The following is a 14111-nucleotide window of genomic DNA, read 5'->3' as shown; positions in this document are numbered from 1 at the left end:
TTCTCGCGGTGGGCCTCGCCGGAGCTAGCCCACGAGTTCGACCAGGGTGGCGTTGGCCGTGCCGCCGCCCTCGCACATGGTCTGCAGCCCGTAGCGAATCCCGTTGGCGCGCATGTGGTGCGCCATCCGGGTCATCAACACCGCCCCGGACGCGCCCAGCGGGTGCCCCAGCGCGATGGCGCCGCCGAGCGGGTTGATGAGGGTGGGGTCCGCCGCGGTCTCGGCGATCCACGCCAGCGGCACCGGCGCGAAGGCCTCGTTCACCTCGAACACGCCCACCTCGGCCAGCGGCACGCCGGCCTTCTTCAGCACCTTCTCGGTCGCGGGGATGGGCCCGGTGAGCATCAGCACCGGATCCGCCCCGGTCACCGCGCCGGCCAGGTAACGCACCAGCGGGGTGAGCCCCAGTTCGACCGCCATCTCCGCCGTCGTCACCAGCAGGGCGGCCGCGCCGTCGGAGATCTGCGAGGAGTTGCCCGCGTGGATCACGCCGTCCTCGGTGAACGCCGGCTTGAGTCCGGCCAGCTTCTCGACCGTGGTGCCCCGCCGCACGCCCTCGTCGGCGGCGACGACGGTTTCGTCATCGGTGAACACCGGAACGATCTGATCGGTGAACGCGCCCGCGTCCTGGGCCGCGGCGGCCCGTTCGTGGGACTCTGCGGAGTATTCGTCGAGCCGGGTGCGGGAGAATCCCCACTTCTTGGCGATCATCTCCGCCGACAGCCCCTGGTTGAACGAGAAGTCGTCGTAACGGGCGAGGACCTTCGGGCCGTACGGCATGCCGGTCGCCCTGGCCGAACCGAGGGGAACCCGGCTCATCACCTCGACGCCCCCGGCGACGACGACGTCCTGCTGGCCGGACATCACCGCCTGCACGGCGAAGTCGAGCGCCTGCTGACTGGACCCGCACGCGCGGTTGACGGTGGTCCCCGGGATGGTCTCGGGCCAGCCCGCGGCCAGGACCGCGTAGCGGCCGATGTTGCTGGACTGGTCCCCGACCTGAGACACACACCCCCAGACCACGTCGTCGACGATCTCCGGGCCGACACCGGCGCGCTCCAGCAGTTCGTTGAGGACGACGGCGGACAGGTCGGCGGGATGCACCCCGGACAGGCCGCCGTTGCGCTTGCCCACCGCGGTGCGCACGGCTTCGACGATGACTGTTTCCCGCATGTCCCTACTCCGCATCCTTGGATTTCGATAGCGTCCACCGGCCAGTAAACGACGGCTCCCGCCGCTGCGCGAAGGCGGCATACGCCGCGGCCGCGTCCGCCGTCGCGAAATTGCCGACCTGCGCTCGGGCCTCGTTGGCCAGCGCGTCGCGCATGGAGCCGTGCGCGCCCTCGTTCAGCAGGGCCTTGGTGTGGGCCAGCGCGATCGGGGGTCCGGCCGCCAGGCGGCCCGCGAGGTCGTCGACGAAGCCGTCGATCTGCTCGCCCGGCACCACCCACGTCACCAGGTTCAGGGCGTGCGCCTCTTGGGCGTCGATCGTCTCGGCGAGCAGCGCGAGCCGCTTGGCCTGTTGCAGGCCAACGAGTTTGGGCAGCAGCCAGGAACCGCCGAGGTCGATCGACAGGCCCCGCTTGGAAAAAATCTGGCAGAACGTCGATTCCGGTGTGGCGACCACGAAGTCGCAGCCGAGCGCGAGGTTCCATCCCGCGCCGACGGCCACTCCGGTCACCTTGGCGACCGTGGGGATCGCCAGCTCGTGCAGGGCCAGCGCCACGTCGGTCAGGCGCTGCAGCTTGTAGTTCGGATGGGTGTCGTCGGGAACCGAGATGTCGGCGCCCGAGCAGAAACTGCCGCCGGCTCCGGCGATCACCAGCGCGCGGACGGTGCGGTCGTGGCCGGCAGCGTGCAGGGCGTCGCGCAACGCGACCCACAGCCCGGGGTTGATCGCGTTCTTACGACGCGGCCGGTTGAGGGTGAGCGTGCGTACCCCGTCGCGGTCATCCGACAGCAGCACGCCCCCCTCGGTCGCGCTCAATAGCTCCTCGGCAATTTCAGGACGTTGGATCCCAGGAAATTGAGGATCATCTCCTGACTGACCGGCGCTATCTTCATCAGCCTGGCCTCGCGGAAGTAGCGGGTGATGTGGTACTCCTCCGCGTAACCCATGCCGCCGTGAGTTTGCAACGCCCGGTCCGCGGCGGCGAAGCCCGCGTCGGCGCACAGATATTTCGCCGTATTCGCCTCGCGCCCAGAGGGTTTGCCGTTGTCGTACAGCCAGGTGGCCTTGCGCAGCATCAGCTCGGCGGCGTCGAGCCGTGCCAGCGAGTCGGCGAGCGGGAACTGCAGGCCCTGGTTCATGCCGATGGGGCGGCCGAAGACCTCGCGCTCGTTGCCGTATTTCACCGCCTTATCCAGCGCCACCCGGCCGATGCCGAGCGCCTCGGCGGCGATCAGCATGCGCTCCGGATTCAGGCCGTCCAGGATGTACTGAAAACCCTTGCCCTCCTCGCCGATCCGGTCCTCGACGGGTACTTCGAGGTTGTCGATGAACAACTCGTTGGAACTGACGGCGTTGCGGCCCATCTTGCGGATGGGCCGGACGTCGACGCGGCTGCGGTCGAGATCGGTGATGAACAAAGTCATCCCGTCCGTCTTCTTGGTGACCTCGTCGTAGCTCTGGGTGCGGGTGAGCAACAGGATCTTGTCCGACTCCATCGCTTTGGAGATCCAGACCTTGCGGCCGTTGACGATGTAGCGATCGCCGTCGCGTTTGGCGAAGGTGGTGATCCGCGACGTGTCGAGCCCCGCGCCGGGTTCGGTGACGCCGAAGCAGACATGCACCTCACCGGTGGCGACCTTGGGCAGTGTGCGGGCCTTGAGCTCGTCGGAGCCGTGCACCACCACCGGTTGCATGCCGAAGATGGACAGGTGAATCGAGCTGGCGGCGTTCATGGCGCCGCCGGATTTGGCGACCTCCTCGAGCAGGATGGTGGCCTCGGTGATCCCGAGGCCGTGACCGCCGTATTCGGTGGGAATCGTCATGCCCAGCCAGCCGCCGTCGGCGATGGCCTGGTAGAACTCGGCGGGGAATTCGTGCGCTTGGTCTTTTTCCATCCAGTACTGGTCGTCGAACTTGCTCGCCAGCTCGGCGACCGACCGCCGGATCAGCTCCTGGTCATCGGTCAGCTCGAAGTTCATGCCATCGCCGGGCATTGGCACACCTCCATTGAGCGCGAGCAGACGCGAAATCGCACGATTGCGGCCCACACAGTGCGATTCTGCGTCTGCTTGCGGGGAACGGGACCGCTAGTCCGTGTTGCCGGTGAGGGCCTTCGCGTTGGCCGCGAACTCCGCGAAGGACGAGCCGCCCCGGGAGTCCTTTTCGTGGCCCGCCGCCTTGATGGACACGTCATGCCCCTCGGCGGCCTTGCGCAGCGCGCCGACGGTCGCCTGTTCGCGTGAGATGTGCGTGAACGGGTCGAACGAATACCACCGCATCGCGTTCTCGTACGTCATCTTGTTGATCTCGTCGTCGGGAACGTTGTTGATACTCAACACGTCCCACAACTCTTCGGGCGCGCCCGGCCACATCGAGTCGCTGTGCGGGTAGTCGGCTTCCCAGCAGATGTTGTCGATGCCGATCATGTTGCGCAGGGCCACGCCGACCTTGTCGCTGATGAAGCAGGTCAGGAAGTGGTCGCGGAACACCTCGCTGGGCAGCTTGCCCTTGAAGTCCTGGTGCGTCCAGGTGGAGTGCATCTCGTAGGTGCGGTCGGCCCGCTCCAGGAAATACGGGATCCACCCGGTGCCGCCCTCGGACAGGGCGATCTTGAGGTCGGGGTACTTCTTGATCGGTGCCGACCACAGCAGGTCCGCCGCCGCTTGCACGATGTTCATCGGCTGCAGTGTGATCATCACGTCCATCGGCGCATCCGGCGCGGTGATCGCCAGGCGGCCCGAGGACCCGATGTGGACGTTCATCACGGTGTTGGTGTCGCACAACGCTTCCCACAACGGGTTCCAGTATTCGTTGTGAAAGCTGGGGTAGCCCATCGCGGCGGGGTTCTCGGTGAAGGTCAGCGCGTGCACACCCTTCTTGGAGACGCGACGCACCTCGGCGGCGCACGCCTCGGCGTCCCAGATCACCGGGATCGCCATGGGGATGAAACGCGCCGGGTACGCCCCGCACCACTCGTCGATGTGCCAGTCGTTGTAGGCCTGCACCAGCGCGATCGAGAACTCCGGGTCGTCGGTGGCGAACAGCCGCCCGGCAAAGCCCGGGAAGGACGGGAAACAGATCGAGGCCAGGATGCCGCCGGCGTTCATGTCCTTGACGCGCTCGTCGACGTTGTAGCAACCCGGTCGGATCTCGTCGAGCCCCGTCGGCTCGATGCCATACTCCTCCTTGGGCCGACCGGCGACCGCGTTCAGCGCGACGTTCGGGATCACCGTGTCGCGGAACTTCCACATGTCCGAGCCGTCGGCGTTGTGCACCAGCCGCGGCGCGTCGTCGATGTACTTCTTCGACAGGTGGTTCTTGAACATGTCCGGCGGCTCGACGGTGTGGTCGTCCACGCTGATCAGCATCATGTCTTCTTTGTTCATGGCCGTTGCCCTTCCATCGGGTCCGTCTGTTCGATTCCGCTCCCACGCGGCCTCGGCGAATCGCTGTCCCGTGCCAAGATCACTAAAATGAAAACTATCTTCTCGCCAGGCGAGAATCAACATCCAGCACACACCGCGACCGGCGTTCGTCATCTGAGCAGCGGCGGAAGCCGCCACCAAATTGCCCGGCCCGGAGCGGCGCCGCGCTGGGGCGGCCGCCGCGTGTCGGGGTAACGCGGTCCGTTCGCCGCCGTTTGCGCTGCAAAAAGCGCGCCGCGACCGCCGCCGGCGCGCCCAGCATCCACCCCCGGACCGGCCCCCGACCGGCGGCATTGACCGGCCGCGCGATTCATGCAACTCTATTGGTTGGAAATGAGAATACGATTCTCCTTGACCGAGAGGTGGCCGGGAGGATGGCGAGAGGGGAGCACGGATGCGGTTGCCGCCGCTGCCGGCTGATCAGTGGGACGAGGCCACCCACAACGCGCTCTCGGCGATGCGCGGCGCGGAGTCCAACAACGCGCTGTCCACCCTGGCCCACCACCCGGCGCTGGCCAAGGCGTTTCTGCGGTTCAACGTTCACCTGTTGACCTCGTCCACGCTGCCCCCGCGGATCCGCGAACTGGCCATCCTGCGGGTCGCGCATCGCCGCGACTGCGCCTACGAGTGGTCGCACCACGTCCGCATGGCCAAGGACGAGGGAATCACCGACGACGAGATCGCCGCGGTGAGACGGGGCGAGGCCGCCGACGAGTTCGATCGCGCGGTGATCGCCGGCGTCGACGAGCTCGAGGAGAAATCGCAGCTGTCCGACGAGACATGGGCCGCGCTGGGCCAACGCCTGGACGACCAGCAGCGGATGGATTTCGTATTCACCGTCGGCTGCTATGCCGCGCTGGCCATGGCCTTCAACACTTTTGGCGTGCAGCTCGAACACGCCGATCAGCAACGATAAGAGAGGTAAGAACGTTGCCCCACTTCCCGAAGCCGGCCGCTGGCAGCTGGACAGAGAATTATCCCGAACTCGGGACCGCACCGGTCGATTACACCGACTCGATCGATCCGGCGTTCTTCGAGGCCGAGCGCGAGGCGGTCTTCAGGAAGACCTGGCTCAACGTCGGCCGGGTCAATCGCCTGCCGCGCACCGGCAGCTACTTCACCAGAGAACTGCCGTCTGCCGGCAAGGGCACATCGGTGATCATCGTCAAAACCAAGGACGGGGCCGTCAAGGCTTATCACAACGTCTGCCGCCACCGCGGAAACAAGCTGGTGTGGAACGACTTCCCCAACGAGGAGACCTCCGGCACCTGCCGCCAGTTCACCTGCAAGTACCACGCCTGGCGGTACAGCCTCGACGGCGACCTGACCTTCGTCCAGCAGGAAGAGGAGTTCTTCAACCTCGACAAGGGCAACTTCGGCCTCGCACCCGTCCGCTGCGAGGTATGGGAAGGCTTCATCTTCATCAACTTCGACGACAACGCGGCGCCGCTCACCGACTACCTCGGTCCGCTGGCCAAGAGCATCGAGGGTTACCCCTTCGGCGAGATGACCGAGACCTACTCCTACCGGGCCGAGGTCGGCAGCAACTGGAAGCTGTTCATCGACGCGTTCGTCGAGTTCTACCACGCGCCGATACTGCACCAGGGGCAGTACACCAAGGAAGAAGCCGCCAAGATCCAGAAGTACGGCTACGAGGCGCTGCACTACGAGTTGGCCGGCCCGCACAACCTGCAGTCGACGTGGGGTGGTCAGGCGCCGCCGTCGGACATGTCCATGGTCAAGCCGATGGACCAGGTGTTGCGCAGCGGCTTGTTCGGCCCCTGGGACAAGCCGGAGATCATCGAAAACCTCGAGCTGCCACCGGGTGTCAACGTGAAACGGGTGCCGCAGTGGGGCATCGACTCGTGGCTCTTCTACCCGAACTTCATGCTGCTGATCTGGGAGCCGGGCTGGTTCCTCACCTACCACTACTGGCCGACCGCGGTCGACAAGCACATCTTCGAATGCACGCTGTACTTCGTGCCGCCACGCAACGCGCGGGAACGCCTGGCCCAGGAGTTGGCAGCCGTGACGTTCAAAGAGTACGCGCTGCAGGACGCCAACACGCTGGAAGCCACCCAGACCATGATCGGCACCCGGGCCGTCAAAGAGTTCCTGCTGTGCGACCAGGAGGTCTTGATTCGCCATCTGCACAAGACGACCGGTGACTATGTGAAGGAGTACCAGCGCAATGGCGCTACCGTCTGAATTCGCCGATCTCGAACCCTATTTGGACTGGGATCTGGCCACCGAACCCGAGCGCTACGCCAAGCGGCTGGCCTCGACGATGGCCGAAATGCAGGCGTTCTACGACGCGGCATTCCCGCGCCTCAACGACGTGATCGCCTACTGTGACAACTACCCACTCGACGATCTGCCCGAGGACGCACAGACGCTCATGCACATGATGCAGTCGCTTGTCATGGTGTCGTTTCCGATCGAGGCGTGGAAACAAGCGCGGGTGCCCGACAGCGGCGCGGCCTGGGTGGAGTGCATCAAGGAACCGGTGATCTGAGAGGTGCTGACACTCAAGGCCGCGGGGCTGCTGGACGTCGACGCCGGCGAGATCCTGCGGCCCGGCGTGGTGCAGGTCGAGGGCGACCGGATCGTCGCCGTCGGGGGCGATCCCGACGGCGAAATCCTGGACCTCGGCGACCAGATCCTCCTGCCCGGGCTGATGGACATGGAGGTCAACCTGTTGATGGGGGGCCGCGGCGAAAAGCCCGGGCTCTCACAGGTTCAGGATGACCCGCCGACGCGGGTGCTGCGCGCGGTCGGCAACGCGCGGCGCACGCTGCGAGCCGGATTCACCACCGTGCGCAACCTGGGCCTGTTCGTCAAGACCGGCGGGTACCTGTTGGATGTCGCGCTGGGCAACGCCATTGACGCGGGCTGGATCGACGGCCCGCGCGTGGTGCCGGCCGGGCATGCGATCACTCCCACCGGCGGACACCTGGACCCGACGATGTTCGCGGCGTTCGCGCCCCACGCGCTGGAGCTGACCGTCGAGGAAGGCATCGCCAACGGGGTCGACGAGATCCGCAAGGCCGTGCGCTACCAGATCAAACACGGCGCCGAGCTGATCAAGGTCTGCTGCTCGGGCGGCGTGATGTCGCTGACCGGACCGCCCGGCGCGCAACACTATTCGGATGAGGAGCTGCGCGCGATCGTCGACGAGGCGCACCGGCGTGGCCTGCGGGTGGCCGCGCACACGCACGGCGCGGAGGCGGTCATGCACGCCGTCGACGCCGGCATCGACTGCATCGAGCACGGCTTCTTGATCGACGACGACGCGATCGCGTCGTTGGTCGAGCACGGCACCTTCCTGGTGAGTACCCGGCGCCTGGCCGACGGAGACGCGATGGACGTCTCGCACGCGCCGCCGGAGTTGCGGGCCAAGGCCGCCGAGATGTTCCCCAAGGCGCGGACGTCCATTCTGGCCGCCTATGAAGCCGGCGTGAAGATCGCGGTCGGGACCGATGCGCCCGCGATCCCGCACGGACGCAACGCCGACGAGCTGGTCACCCTGGTCAATTGGGGGCTGCCGCCGTTGGCGGTGTTGCGGGCGGCGACGGTGACCGCGGCCGAGCTGATCAACTCGACCGACCGCGGACGGCTCGCGGCGGGCCAGCTCGCCGACATCATCGCGGTGCCCGGAAACCCGTTGGAAGACATCACCGTTACCCAGAACGTGAGCTTTGTCATGAAAGGCGGCAAGGTCTATGTCGACAAATCAGCCAACTCGAACTGACGACCTGGTCGAGATTCAGCAGCTGCTGGCCCGCTACGCGGTCACCATCACCCAGGAAGACATCGACGGGCTCATCGGCGTCTTCACCCCGGACGGAACCTACAGCGCATTCGGCTCCACGTATAAGTTGGACAGGTTTCCCGAGCTGGTGGCGGCGGCCCCAAAGGGGTTGTTCCTCACCGGAACCGCATTGGTGGAAAACATCGACGGCGATTCCGCGAGCGGGACCCAGCCGTTGTGCTTCATCGACCACGCCACGCATGACATGCGGATCGGCTACTACCGCGACACCTACGCCCGCACCACCGACGGCTGGCGGCTGAAAACCCGTGCGATGACGTTCATCCGGCGCAGCGGCGTGCACGACTCGGGGCGCCCGCACGCCGTCGGCCGTCCCACACCGTGAATGTCGAGGAGTTCCGCGCGGGTTTGCGCGCGTGGCTCGGCGACAACGACCTGACGCCCGGGGCGGATCACTCGCTGCAGGGCCACATGCGGCAGTTCGCCAGGGTCAGTCGCGCGCTGTACGACGCCGACTGGATGCGCTACGGCTGGCCCACGGAAGTCGGCGGGTTGGGCGGTCCCGCGGTGCTGCGCGCGATCGTCGGCGAAGAGGTGGTCGGTCGCCGACTCGCCGAACCCGGACCCTATTCGATGCTCGAGGTGCTCGCACCCACGATGATCGACTACGCCCCGGCCGAGCTCGCCGCCGAGATGGTGCCGCGGCTGCTGCGCGGCGAAGAGCATTGGTGCCAGGGCTTTTCCGAGCCGGGATCGGGCAGCGACCTCGCCTCGCTGACCACCCGCGCAACGCAGCAAGGCGACAACTGGATCGTCAGCGGGCAGAAGGTGTGGACCAGTTTCGCGCAATTCTCGACGCGCTGCGTCCTGCTCACCCGCACCGCGCCCGGCCATGACGGGATCACCGCGTTCTTCGTCGACCTCGACACCCCGGGCATCACGGTCCGGCCGCTGCGGACGATGCACGGCGTGGACGAGTTCTGCGAGGTGTACTACGACGACGTGGTGATCCCGTCCAGCCGGATGCTCGGCCGGCCCGGCGACGGCTGGAAACTCGCGATGGACCTGCTCCCGTATGAGCGCTCCACCTGCTTCTGGCAACGCATCGCCTACCTGTACTCACGGTTCGACGAACTCATCGCCCAGGCATCCGATACCGACGAATCCAGCCTTGGCGCAGCATATTTGGCGCTGCACACATTGCGCTGCCGATCCCGCGACACCCAGCACCGGCTGCGCGACGGTGCGCGGCTGGGGCCGGACACGTCCATCGACAAGGTGCTGCTGGGCGGCGCCGAGCAGCGCCTCTACGACACCGTCCGCGACCTGCTGCCCGGCGCGCTCGAGCTGGACGACACGCCGTGGCGGTCGGAGTACCTGTACTCGCGCGCCGCGACCATCTACGGCGGCACCGCGGAGATCCAGCGCAACATCATCGCCCGCCGGCTGCTCGACCTCGGGAAGGAGTGAACCGTGGAGTCGACGGATCCCGAGTCGCTGCGCCTCCTGGAAGGTTCGCTGCGCACGACGATGACCGCCGCATCCGGGGCCAAGCTCGATGCGGCACTGAAAGACCTGGGCTGGCACGACATGCTGGACGAAATGCCCAATGCCGCAATCCCTTTGGTGTTCCGGCTGCTCGGCGAGACGGGCGCGCACGCCCCGGTGCTCAACGACGTCGTGCTGCGGGCGACGGGCGGCGCGCCGGGGGGCGCCCCGCCGCTGCCGTTCGCCGGCGACTCCTGGGTCATCTGGGACCGCGACGATTTCGCCGGCTCGGCGGTCGACGAGACGTTGCCGCTGCGGCGCGCCTCGCGGGGCGATTCGTTGCCGCCGGCCGCGCTGGATGCGGGGCGGCGCGCGCTGGGCTGGTGGTTGCTGGGCACGAGCCGGGCCATGCTGTCGCTGGCCCGCCGCCACGCCCTCGATCGCGTCCAGTTCGGGCGGCATGTCAGCTCGTTCCAGGCGATCCGGCACCGGCTGGCCGAGACGCTCGTCGCGATCGAGGGCGCCGAAGCGACCCTGCACGTCGCGGCGCAGTCCCAAGACCACGATGGCCTGGCCTCGCTGCTGGCCAAGGCCGCCGCCGGCCAGGCCGCGCTGACCGCCGCCCGGCACTGCCAGCAGGTACTCGGCGGGATCGGCTTCACCGCCGAGCATCCGCTGCACCACCACGTCAAACGGTCGCTGATCCTGGACGGGTTGCTGGGTAGCGCGCGCGAACTGACCCGGGAGGCGGGAAAGGCGTTGCTGGATAACGGGTCCGCCCCGCGGCTGGCCCAGCTCTAGCCGGACGGGACCGCAAAGCTGCGCGTAGACTGCGTCTGGCCGCCGAGAAGATGGGACGCGATGAGCCAGCCCGACGCACCCCGAAACGAGATGGGCGTCGCTTCGCTGCTCGTCGGCGTGGTCGCGCTGCTGACCTGCTGGATGCTGCTCGGTGTGCCGTTCGGCATAGCGGCGGTGATCACCGGAGATGTCGCGCGCAGGCGCGTCCAGCGGGGCGAGGCCACGAATGCGCGAACCGCGTTGGCGGGCATGGTGTTAGGGGCGGTGTCGATCGCGGCCGGGATCGTCGCGATCGGGTACTACGCCTGGGTGGACGCCCGTTAGTTCCGCGGCAACCCGAGCACCCGCTCGGCGATGATGTTCCGCTGAATCTCCGACGTGCCGCCGGCGATCGTCGCGGCAAAGCTGCGCGCGTAGCGGTCGAACCAGCTGCGGTAGTGACTGTCCAGGTTCAGCGGCGCGAAGGGGGCCGTCACCGCGCGGTGGACGAGCCCGTCGACGCCCGCGGAGTCCAGCGCATCCTGCGACGCCCGTTGCAGCGCCTCGGAACCCAGCAGCTTGAGCACCGACTGGGCCGGTACGTCCTCTTCCCCGCGCGCAGCCCGGGACAGTTCCGCCGACCCCAGCAACCGCAGCGCGTAGGCGTCCATCACCAGGGTGGCGTAGCGGTCCCGCTCCAGCGAACCGCACGGCTGATAATCGATGCTCAACTCGTGCAACAGGTCGACGTACCCCATCCACAACATCACGCGTTCGTGGCCGAGGGAGCCGGTGGCCACGCGCCAGCCTCCGTTGAGCTCGCCCACCAGATTCTCGACCGGCACCCGCGCGTCGGTGAAAAACACCTCGTTGAAATCGATCTCGTTGCTGTCGCACATCGAGGCGAACGGTCGGCGCACCACCCCGGGCGTGTCCGTCGGGATCAGCAGCACGCTGATTCCCTTGTGCTTCGGCGCCTTTGGGTCGGTCCGCACGAACGTCAGCAGCACGTCGGCATCGTGGGCGCCCGACGTCCAGACCTTCTGCCCGTTGACGACGAAGTGATCGCCGTCGAGCACCGCCCGCGTCTTGAGCGAGGCGAGGTCCGAACCCGCTCCGGGTTCGCTCATTCCCAGCGACGCGGTGATGTCGGCCCGCAGAATCGGCACCGCCCACTCCCGCTGTTGCTCGGGCGTCCCGAAGGACAGCAACGAGGCCGCGATGATGCCAACACCTTGCGGATTGAAGCTTTGATAGATGCGCCGGCGCCCCAACTCCTCCAAGTACACGTACTGCTGCAACAGCGTGGCGTTGCGCCCGCCGAACTCGGGCGGGTTGCCCGGCAGCAGCCACCCGCTGTCGAACAGCAGTCGTTGCCAGCGCCGCGCCCATTCCGGGACGTGCGAGCTGGAGCGGGGCCGTTCGAACGCCTCGGCCTCGGAGGGCAGATGCGCGTTCAGGAAGTCGACGAATTCGGAGCGGAACGCCTCCACGTCGGCGTCAAAGGCGAGCTGCACGGACCTCCCCGCAACGGTCGTGAGCAGTCCCCTGCGTCGGTAGATCATGATTTCCGCCGACGGCGCGGTTCGCTCTTATGATTACGCTTCCAAACACACGTCTAAGAGAATAGTATTCTCGTGACGAGAAAGTTACAATCTCAGACACATGATCCGTGAGGGGGTCGAGCGCAGCGATGTCACGGCGTTCTCCGGTAGAGTCCAATCATGTTCTCCCCTCGCGGCAATCAGGTGAGTCGGCCGTGACCAGTCCGAGCGAAGAGCCCGCCTGGAAGCAGCGCGCCGTCGAGAGGTCCATCAAAACGGCGAAACTGCGCGCCGCGCAGCGTGTTCAGCGCTTCCTCGACGCCGCGCAGGCCATCATCATCGAAAAGGGCTCCACGGACTTTACCGTCCAGGAAGTCGTCGACCGGTCGCGCCAGTCGCTGCGCAGCTTCTACCTGCAGTTCGACGGCAAGCACGAGCTGTTGCTGGCGCTGTTCGAAGACGCGCTGAGCCGGTCCGCCGACCAGATTCGTGCCGCCACGGAGAGCCAGGCCGATCCCCTGGAGCGGCTGAAGGTCGCCGTCCAGCTCCTCTATGAGGCCTCCCGCCCCGATCCGACTGCCAAGCGGCCGCTGTTCACCGACTTCGCGCCGCGGTTGCTGGTCACGCACCCCGCCGAGGTCAAGGTGGCGCATGCCCCGCTGTTGGCTTTGCTCACCGAACTGATGGAAGCCGCCTACGACGCCGGCAAGCTGCGCAAGGGGGTCAACGCGAAACGCGTGGCCGCGATGACCATGCAGACCGTCATGTTCATCGCCCAGTCCAGCGGCGGCTCCGACGACGCGACCATCCATCCCATCACCAGCGACGAGGTGTGGGATTTCTGCTCGCGCGGCTTCGTCGGCTAGCGCGTCCACGCTCCACTGATCACATAGCGCACGCCATTTTGCTGCCGAGAATCAGATTCTCTAATATTTAGAATCACAGATAGCCAAAACGGATTCGCCGTTGACACCCCTGGCGGGGTGGTGACAGAGTGCGAAGGCGGCGAGACACGCGGTTCCGGCTGTTCTGCGCCAAGACGTGCGATAACTAGTCAGGAGTTGAGGTAGCCATGACCGGACGTGTTGAGGGCAAAGTCGCTTTCGTCACCGGAGCCGCGCGCGGACAGGGCCGCAGCCACGCGGTGCGGTTGGCGCAAGAGGGCGCCGACATCATCGCGATCGACATCTGCAAGCCCATCCGCGACGGTGTCACCGACACCGCGATTCCGGCGTCCACGCCCGAAGACCTCGCCGAGACCGCCGACCTGGTCAAGGGGCACAACCGCCGGATCTTCACCGCCGAGGTCGACGTGCGCGACTACACCGCGCTGAAAGCCGCGGTGGACAGCGGTGTCGAACAACTCGGACGGCTCGACATCATCGTGGCCAACGCCGGAATCGGCAATGGCGGCGACACCCTGGACGAGACCAGCGAAGAAGACTGGACCGAGATGATCGACATCAATCTGGCGGGTGTCTGGAAGACCGTGAAAGCCGGTGTGCCGCACCTGAAGTCGGGCGGCCGCGGCGGTTCCATCATCCTGACCAGTTCGGTCGGTGGACTGAAGGCCTACCCCCACACCGGACACTACGTCGCCGCCAAGCACGGTGTCGTCGGGTTGATGCGGGCCTTCGGAGTCGAGTTGGGCCAGTACATGATTCGGGTCAACTCGGTGCATCCGACCCATGTCAAGACGCCGATGCTGCACAACGAGGGCACCTTCAAGATGTTCCGCCCGGATCTTCAGAACCCGGGACCCGACGACATGGCGCCAATCTGTCAGCTTTTCCACACCATGCCGATCCCGTGGGTGGAGCCGATCGACGTCAGCAATGCGGTGCTGTTCTTCGCCTCGGACGAATCCCGCTACATCACCGGAGTGACCCTGCCCATCGATGCCGGTAGCTGCCTGAAATAGAGTGCCGTCC

The 14111-nt window shown here is 66.6% G+C and carries 15 protein-coding genes; 10 read left to right on the top strand and 5 right to left on the bottom strand.

The genetic code is table 11. From position 1 onward, the window contains the following. Positions 1–24: 24 nt before the first annotated feature. The 4 genes from A5680_RS05930 to A5680_RS05915 form a co-directional block, all read right to left on the bottom strand. Entirely contained in the window at positions 25–1173 is a 1149-nt protein-coding gene (locus tag A5680_RS05930) for a thiolase family protein (protein ID WP_067817212.1), read from the bottom strand. A 4-nt stretch (positions 1174–1177) separates the two neighbouring features. Then, positions 1178–1987: an enoyl-CoA hydratase/isomerase family protein gene (locus A5680_RS05925; protein WP_067817209.1), complete on the bottom strand. Its 810-nt coding sequence runs from the start codon at positions 1985–1987 to the stop codon at positions 1178–1180. Further along, complete coding sequence (locus tag A5680_RS05920) at positions 1984–3150, bottom strand: acyl-CoA dehydrogenase family protein (RefSeq protein ID WP_067817336.1); 1167 nt, start codon at positions 3148–3150, stop codon at positions 1984–1986. Before A5680_RS05920 ends, A5680_RS05925 begins: the two co-directional genes overlap by 4 nt. A gap of 108 nt (positions 3151–3258) precedes the next feature. Further along, positions 3259–4557 (bottom strand): amidohydrolase family protein, encoded by a 1299-nt coding sequence (locus A5680_RS05915; RefSeq protein WP_067817206.1) that lies wholly within the window; start codon positions 4555–4557, stop codon positions 3259–3261. A 433-nt stretch (positions 4558–4990) separates the two neighbouring features. Here A5680_RS05915 and A5680_RS05910 point away from each other — a divergent pair, with 433 nt between their 5' ends. From A5680_RS05910 to A5680_RS05875, 8 genes are read left to right on the top strand one after another with little or no spacing between them, the layout of a single operon-like run. Beyond that, positions 4991–5512, top strand: coding sequence for a carboxymuconolactone decarboxylase family protein (locus A5680_RS05910; RefSeq protein ID WP_055402001.1), 522 nt, complete (start codon positions 4991–4993; stop codon positions 5510–5512). Positions 5513–5526: 14 nt separating this feature from the next. Continuing rightward, the gene (locus A5680_RS05905; RefSeq protein ID WP_055402000.1) at positions 5527–6804 is read left to right on the top strand and encodes an aromatic ring-hydroxylating dioxygenase subunit alpha; all 1278 of its coding nucleotides are present in this window, start codon (positions 5527–5529) and stop codon (positions 6802–6804) included. Continuing rightward, the gene (locus tag A5680_RS05900) at positions 6788–7111 is read left to right on the top strand and encodes a hypothetical protein (RefSeq protein ID WP_055401998.1); all 324 of its coding nucleotides are present in this window, start codon (positions 6788–6790) and stop codon (positions 7109–7111) included. The genes A5680_RS05905 and A5680_RS05900 overlap by 17 nt, the downstream gene beginning before the upstream one ends. 3 nt (positions 7112–7114) lie before the next feature. Further along, positions 7115–8347, top strand: coding sequence for an amidohydrolase family protein (locus tag A5680_RS05895; RefSeq protein WP_067817204.1), 1233 nt, complete (start codon positions 7115–7117; stop codon positions 8345–8347). Continuing rightward, positions 8319–8753 (top strand): nuclear transport factor 2 family protein, encoded by a 435-nt coding sequence (locus A5680_RS05890; protein ID WP_067817202.1) that lies wholly within the window; start codon positions 8319–8321, stop codon positions 8751–8753. The genes A5680_RS05895 and A5680_RS05890 overlap by 29 nt, the downstream gene beginning before the upstream one ends. Next, complete coding sequence (locus A5680_RS05885) at positions 8750–9838, top strand: acyl-CoA dehydrogenase family protein (protein ID WP_067817198.1); 1089 nt, start codon at positions 8750–8752, stop codon at positions 9836–9838. Before A5680_RS05890 ends, A5680_RS05885 begins: the two co-directional genes overlap by 4 nt. Positions 9839–9898: 60 nt before the next feature. Continuing rightward, complete coding sequence (locus A5680_RS05880) at positions 9899–10657, top strand: acyl-CoA dehydrogenase family protein (protein ID WP_082970276.1); 759 nt, start codon at positions 9899–9901, stop codon at positions 10655–10657. A gap of 60 nt (positions 10658–10717) precedes the next feature. Beyond that, entirely contained in the window at positions 10718–10981 is a 264-nt protein-coding gene (locus A5680_RS05875) for a DUF4190 domain-containing protein (RefSeq protein WP_067817192.1), read from the top strand. Here the strand turns inward: A5680_RS05875 and A5680_RS05870 are convergent. Continuing rightward, positions 10978–12153, bottom strand: coding sequence for an acyl-CoA dehydrogenase family protein (locus A5680_RS05870; RefSeq protein WP_067817190.1), 1176 nt, complete (start codon positions 12151–12153; stop codon positions 10978–10980). The genes A5680_RS05875 and A5680_RS05870 overlap by 4 nt on opposite strands. Positions 12154–12395: 242 nt before the next feature. Between A5680_RS05870 and A5680_RS05865 the strand changes: the two genes are divergently transcribed. Both A5680_RS05865 and A5680_RS05860 read left to right on the top strand, forming a co-directional pair. Then, positions 12396–13046 (top strand): TetR/AcrR family transcriptional regulator, encoded by a 651-nt coding sequence (locus A5680_RS05865; protein WP_055401984.1) that lies wholly within the window; start codon positions 12396–12398, stop codon positions 13044–13046. Positions 13047–13252: 206 nt separating this feature from the next. Continuing rightward, entirely contained in the window at positions 13253–14101 is an 849-nt protein-coding gene (locus A5680_RS05860; RefSeq protein ID WP_067817188.1) for a mycofactocin-coupled SDR family oxidoreductase, read from the top strand. The last annotated feature ends 10 nt before the right edge of the window (positions 14102–14111 follow it).

Source organism: Mycobacterium sp. E2989 (assembly GCF_001667595.1).
In the GTDB taxonomy this organism is placed as follows: Bacteria; Actinomycetota; Actinomycetes; order Mycobacteriales; family Mycobacteriaceae; genus Mycobacterium.
This window is presented reverse-complemented; position numbering and strand designations above follow the sequence as displayed.

What these genes read in the sequence shown, in the direction of transcription:
- A5680_RS05910 (WP_055402001.1), top strand. Translation starts at nt 4,991, where the DNA reads ATGCGGTTGCCGCCGCTGCCGGCTGATCAGTGGGACGAGGCCACCCAC.
- A5680_RS05920 (WP_067817336.1), bottom strand. Translation starts at nt 3,150, where the DNA reads ATGAACTTCGAGCTGACCGATGACCAGGAGCTGATCCGGCGGTCGGTC.
- A5680_RS05900 (WP_055401998.1), top strand. Translation starts at nt 6,788, where the DNA reads ATGGCGCTACCGTCTGAATTCGCCGATCTCGAACCCTATTTGGACTGG.
- A5680_RS05890 (WP_067817202.1), top strand. Translation starts at nt 8,319, where the DNA reads ATGTCGACAAATCAGCCAACTCGAACTGACGACCTGGTCGAGATTCAG.
- A5680_RS05880 (WP_082970276.1), top strand. Translation starts at nt 9,899, where the DNA reads ATGACCGCCGCATCCGGGGCCAAGCTCGATGCGGCACTGAAAGACCTG.
- A5680_RS05930 (WP_067817212.1), bottom strand. Translation starts at nt 1,173, where the DNA reads ATGCGGGAAACAGTCATCGTCGAAGCCGTGCGCACCGCGGTGGGCAAG.
- A5680_RS05875 (WP_067817192.1), top strand. Translation starts at nt 10,718, where the DNA reads ATGAGCCAGCCCGACGCACCCCGAAACGAGATGGGCGTCGCTTCGCTG.
- A5680_RS05915 (WP_067817206.1), bottom strand. Translation starts at nt 4,557, where the DNA reads ATGAACAAAGAAGACATGATGCTGATCAGCGTGGACGACCACACCGTC.
- A5680_RS05860 (WP_067817188.1), top strand. Translation starts at nt 13,253, where the DNA reads ATGACCGGACGTGTTGAGGGCAAAGTCGCTTTCGTCACCGGAGCCGCG.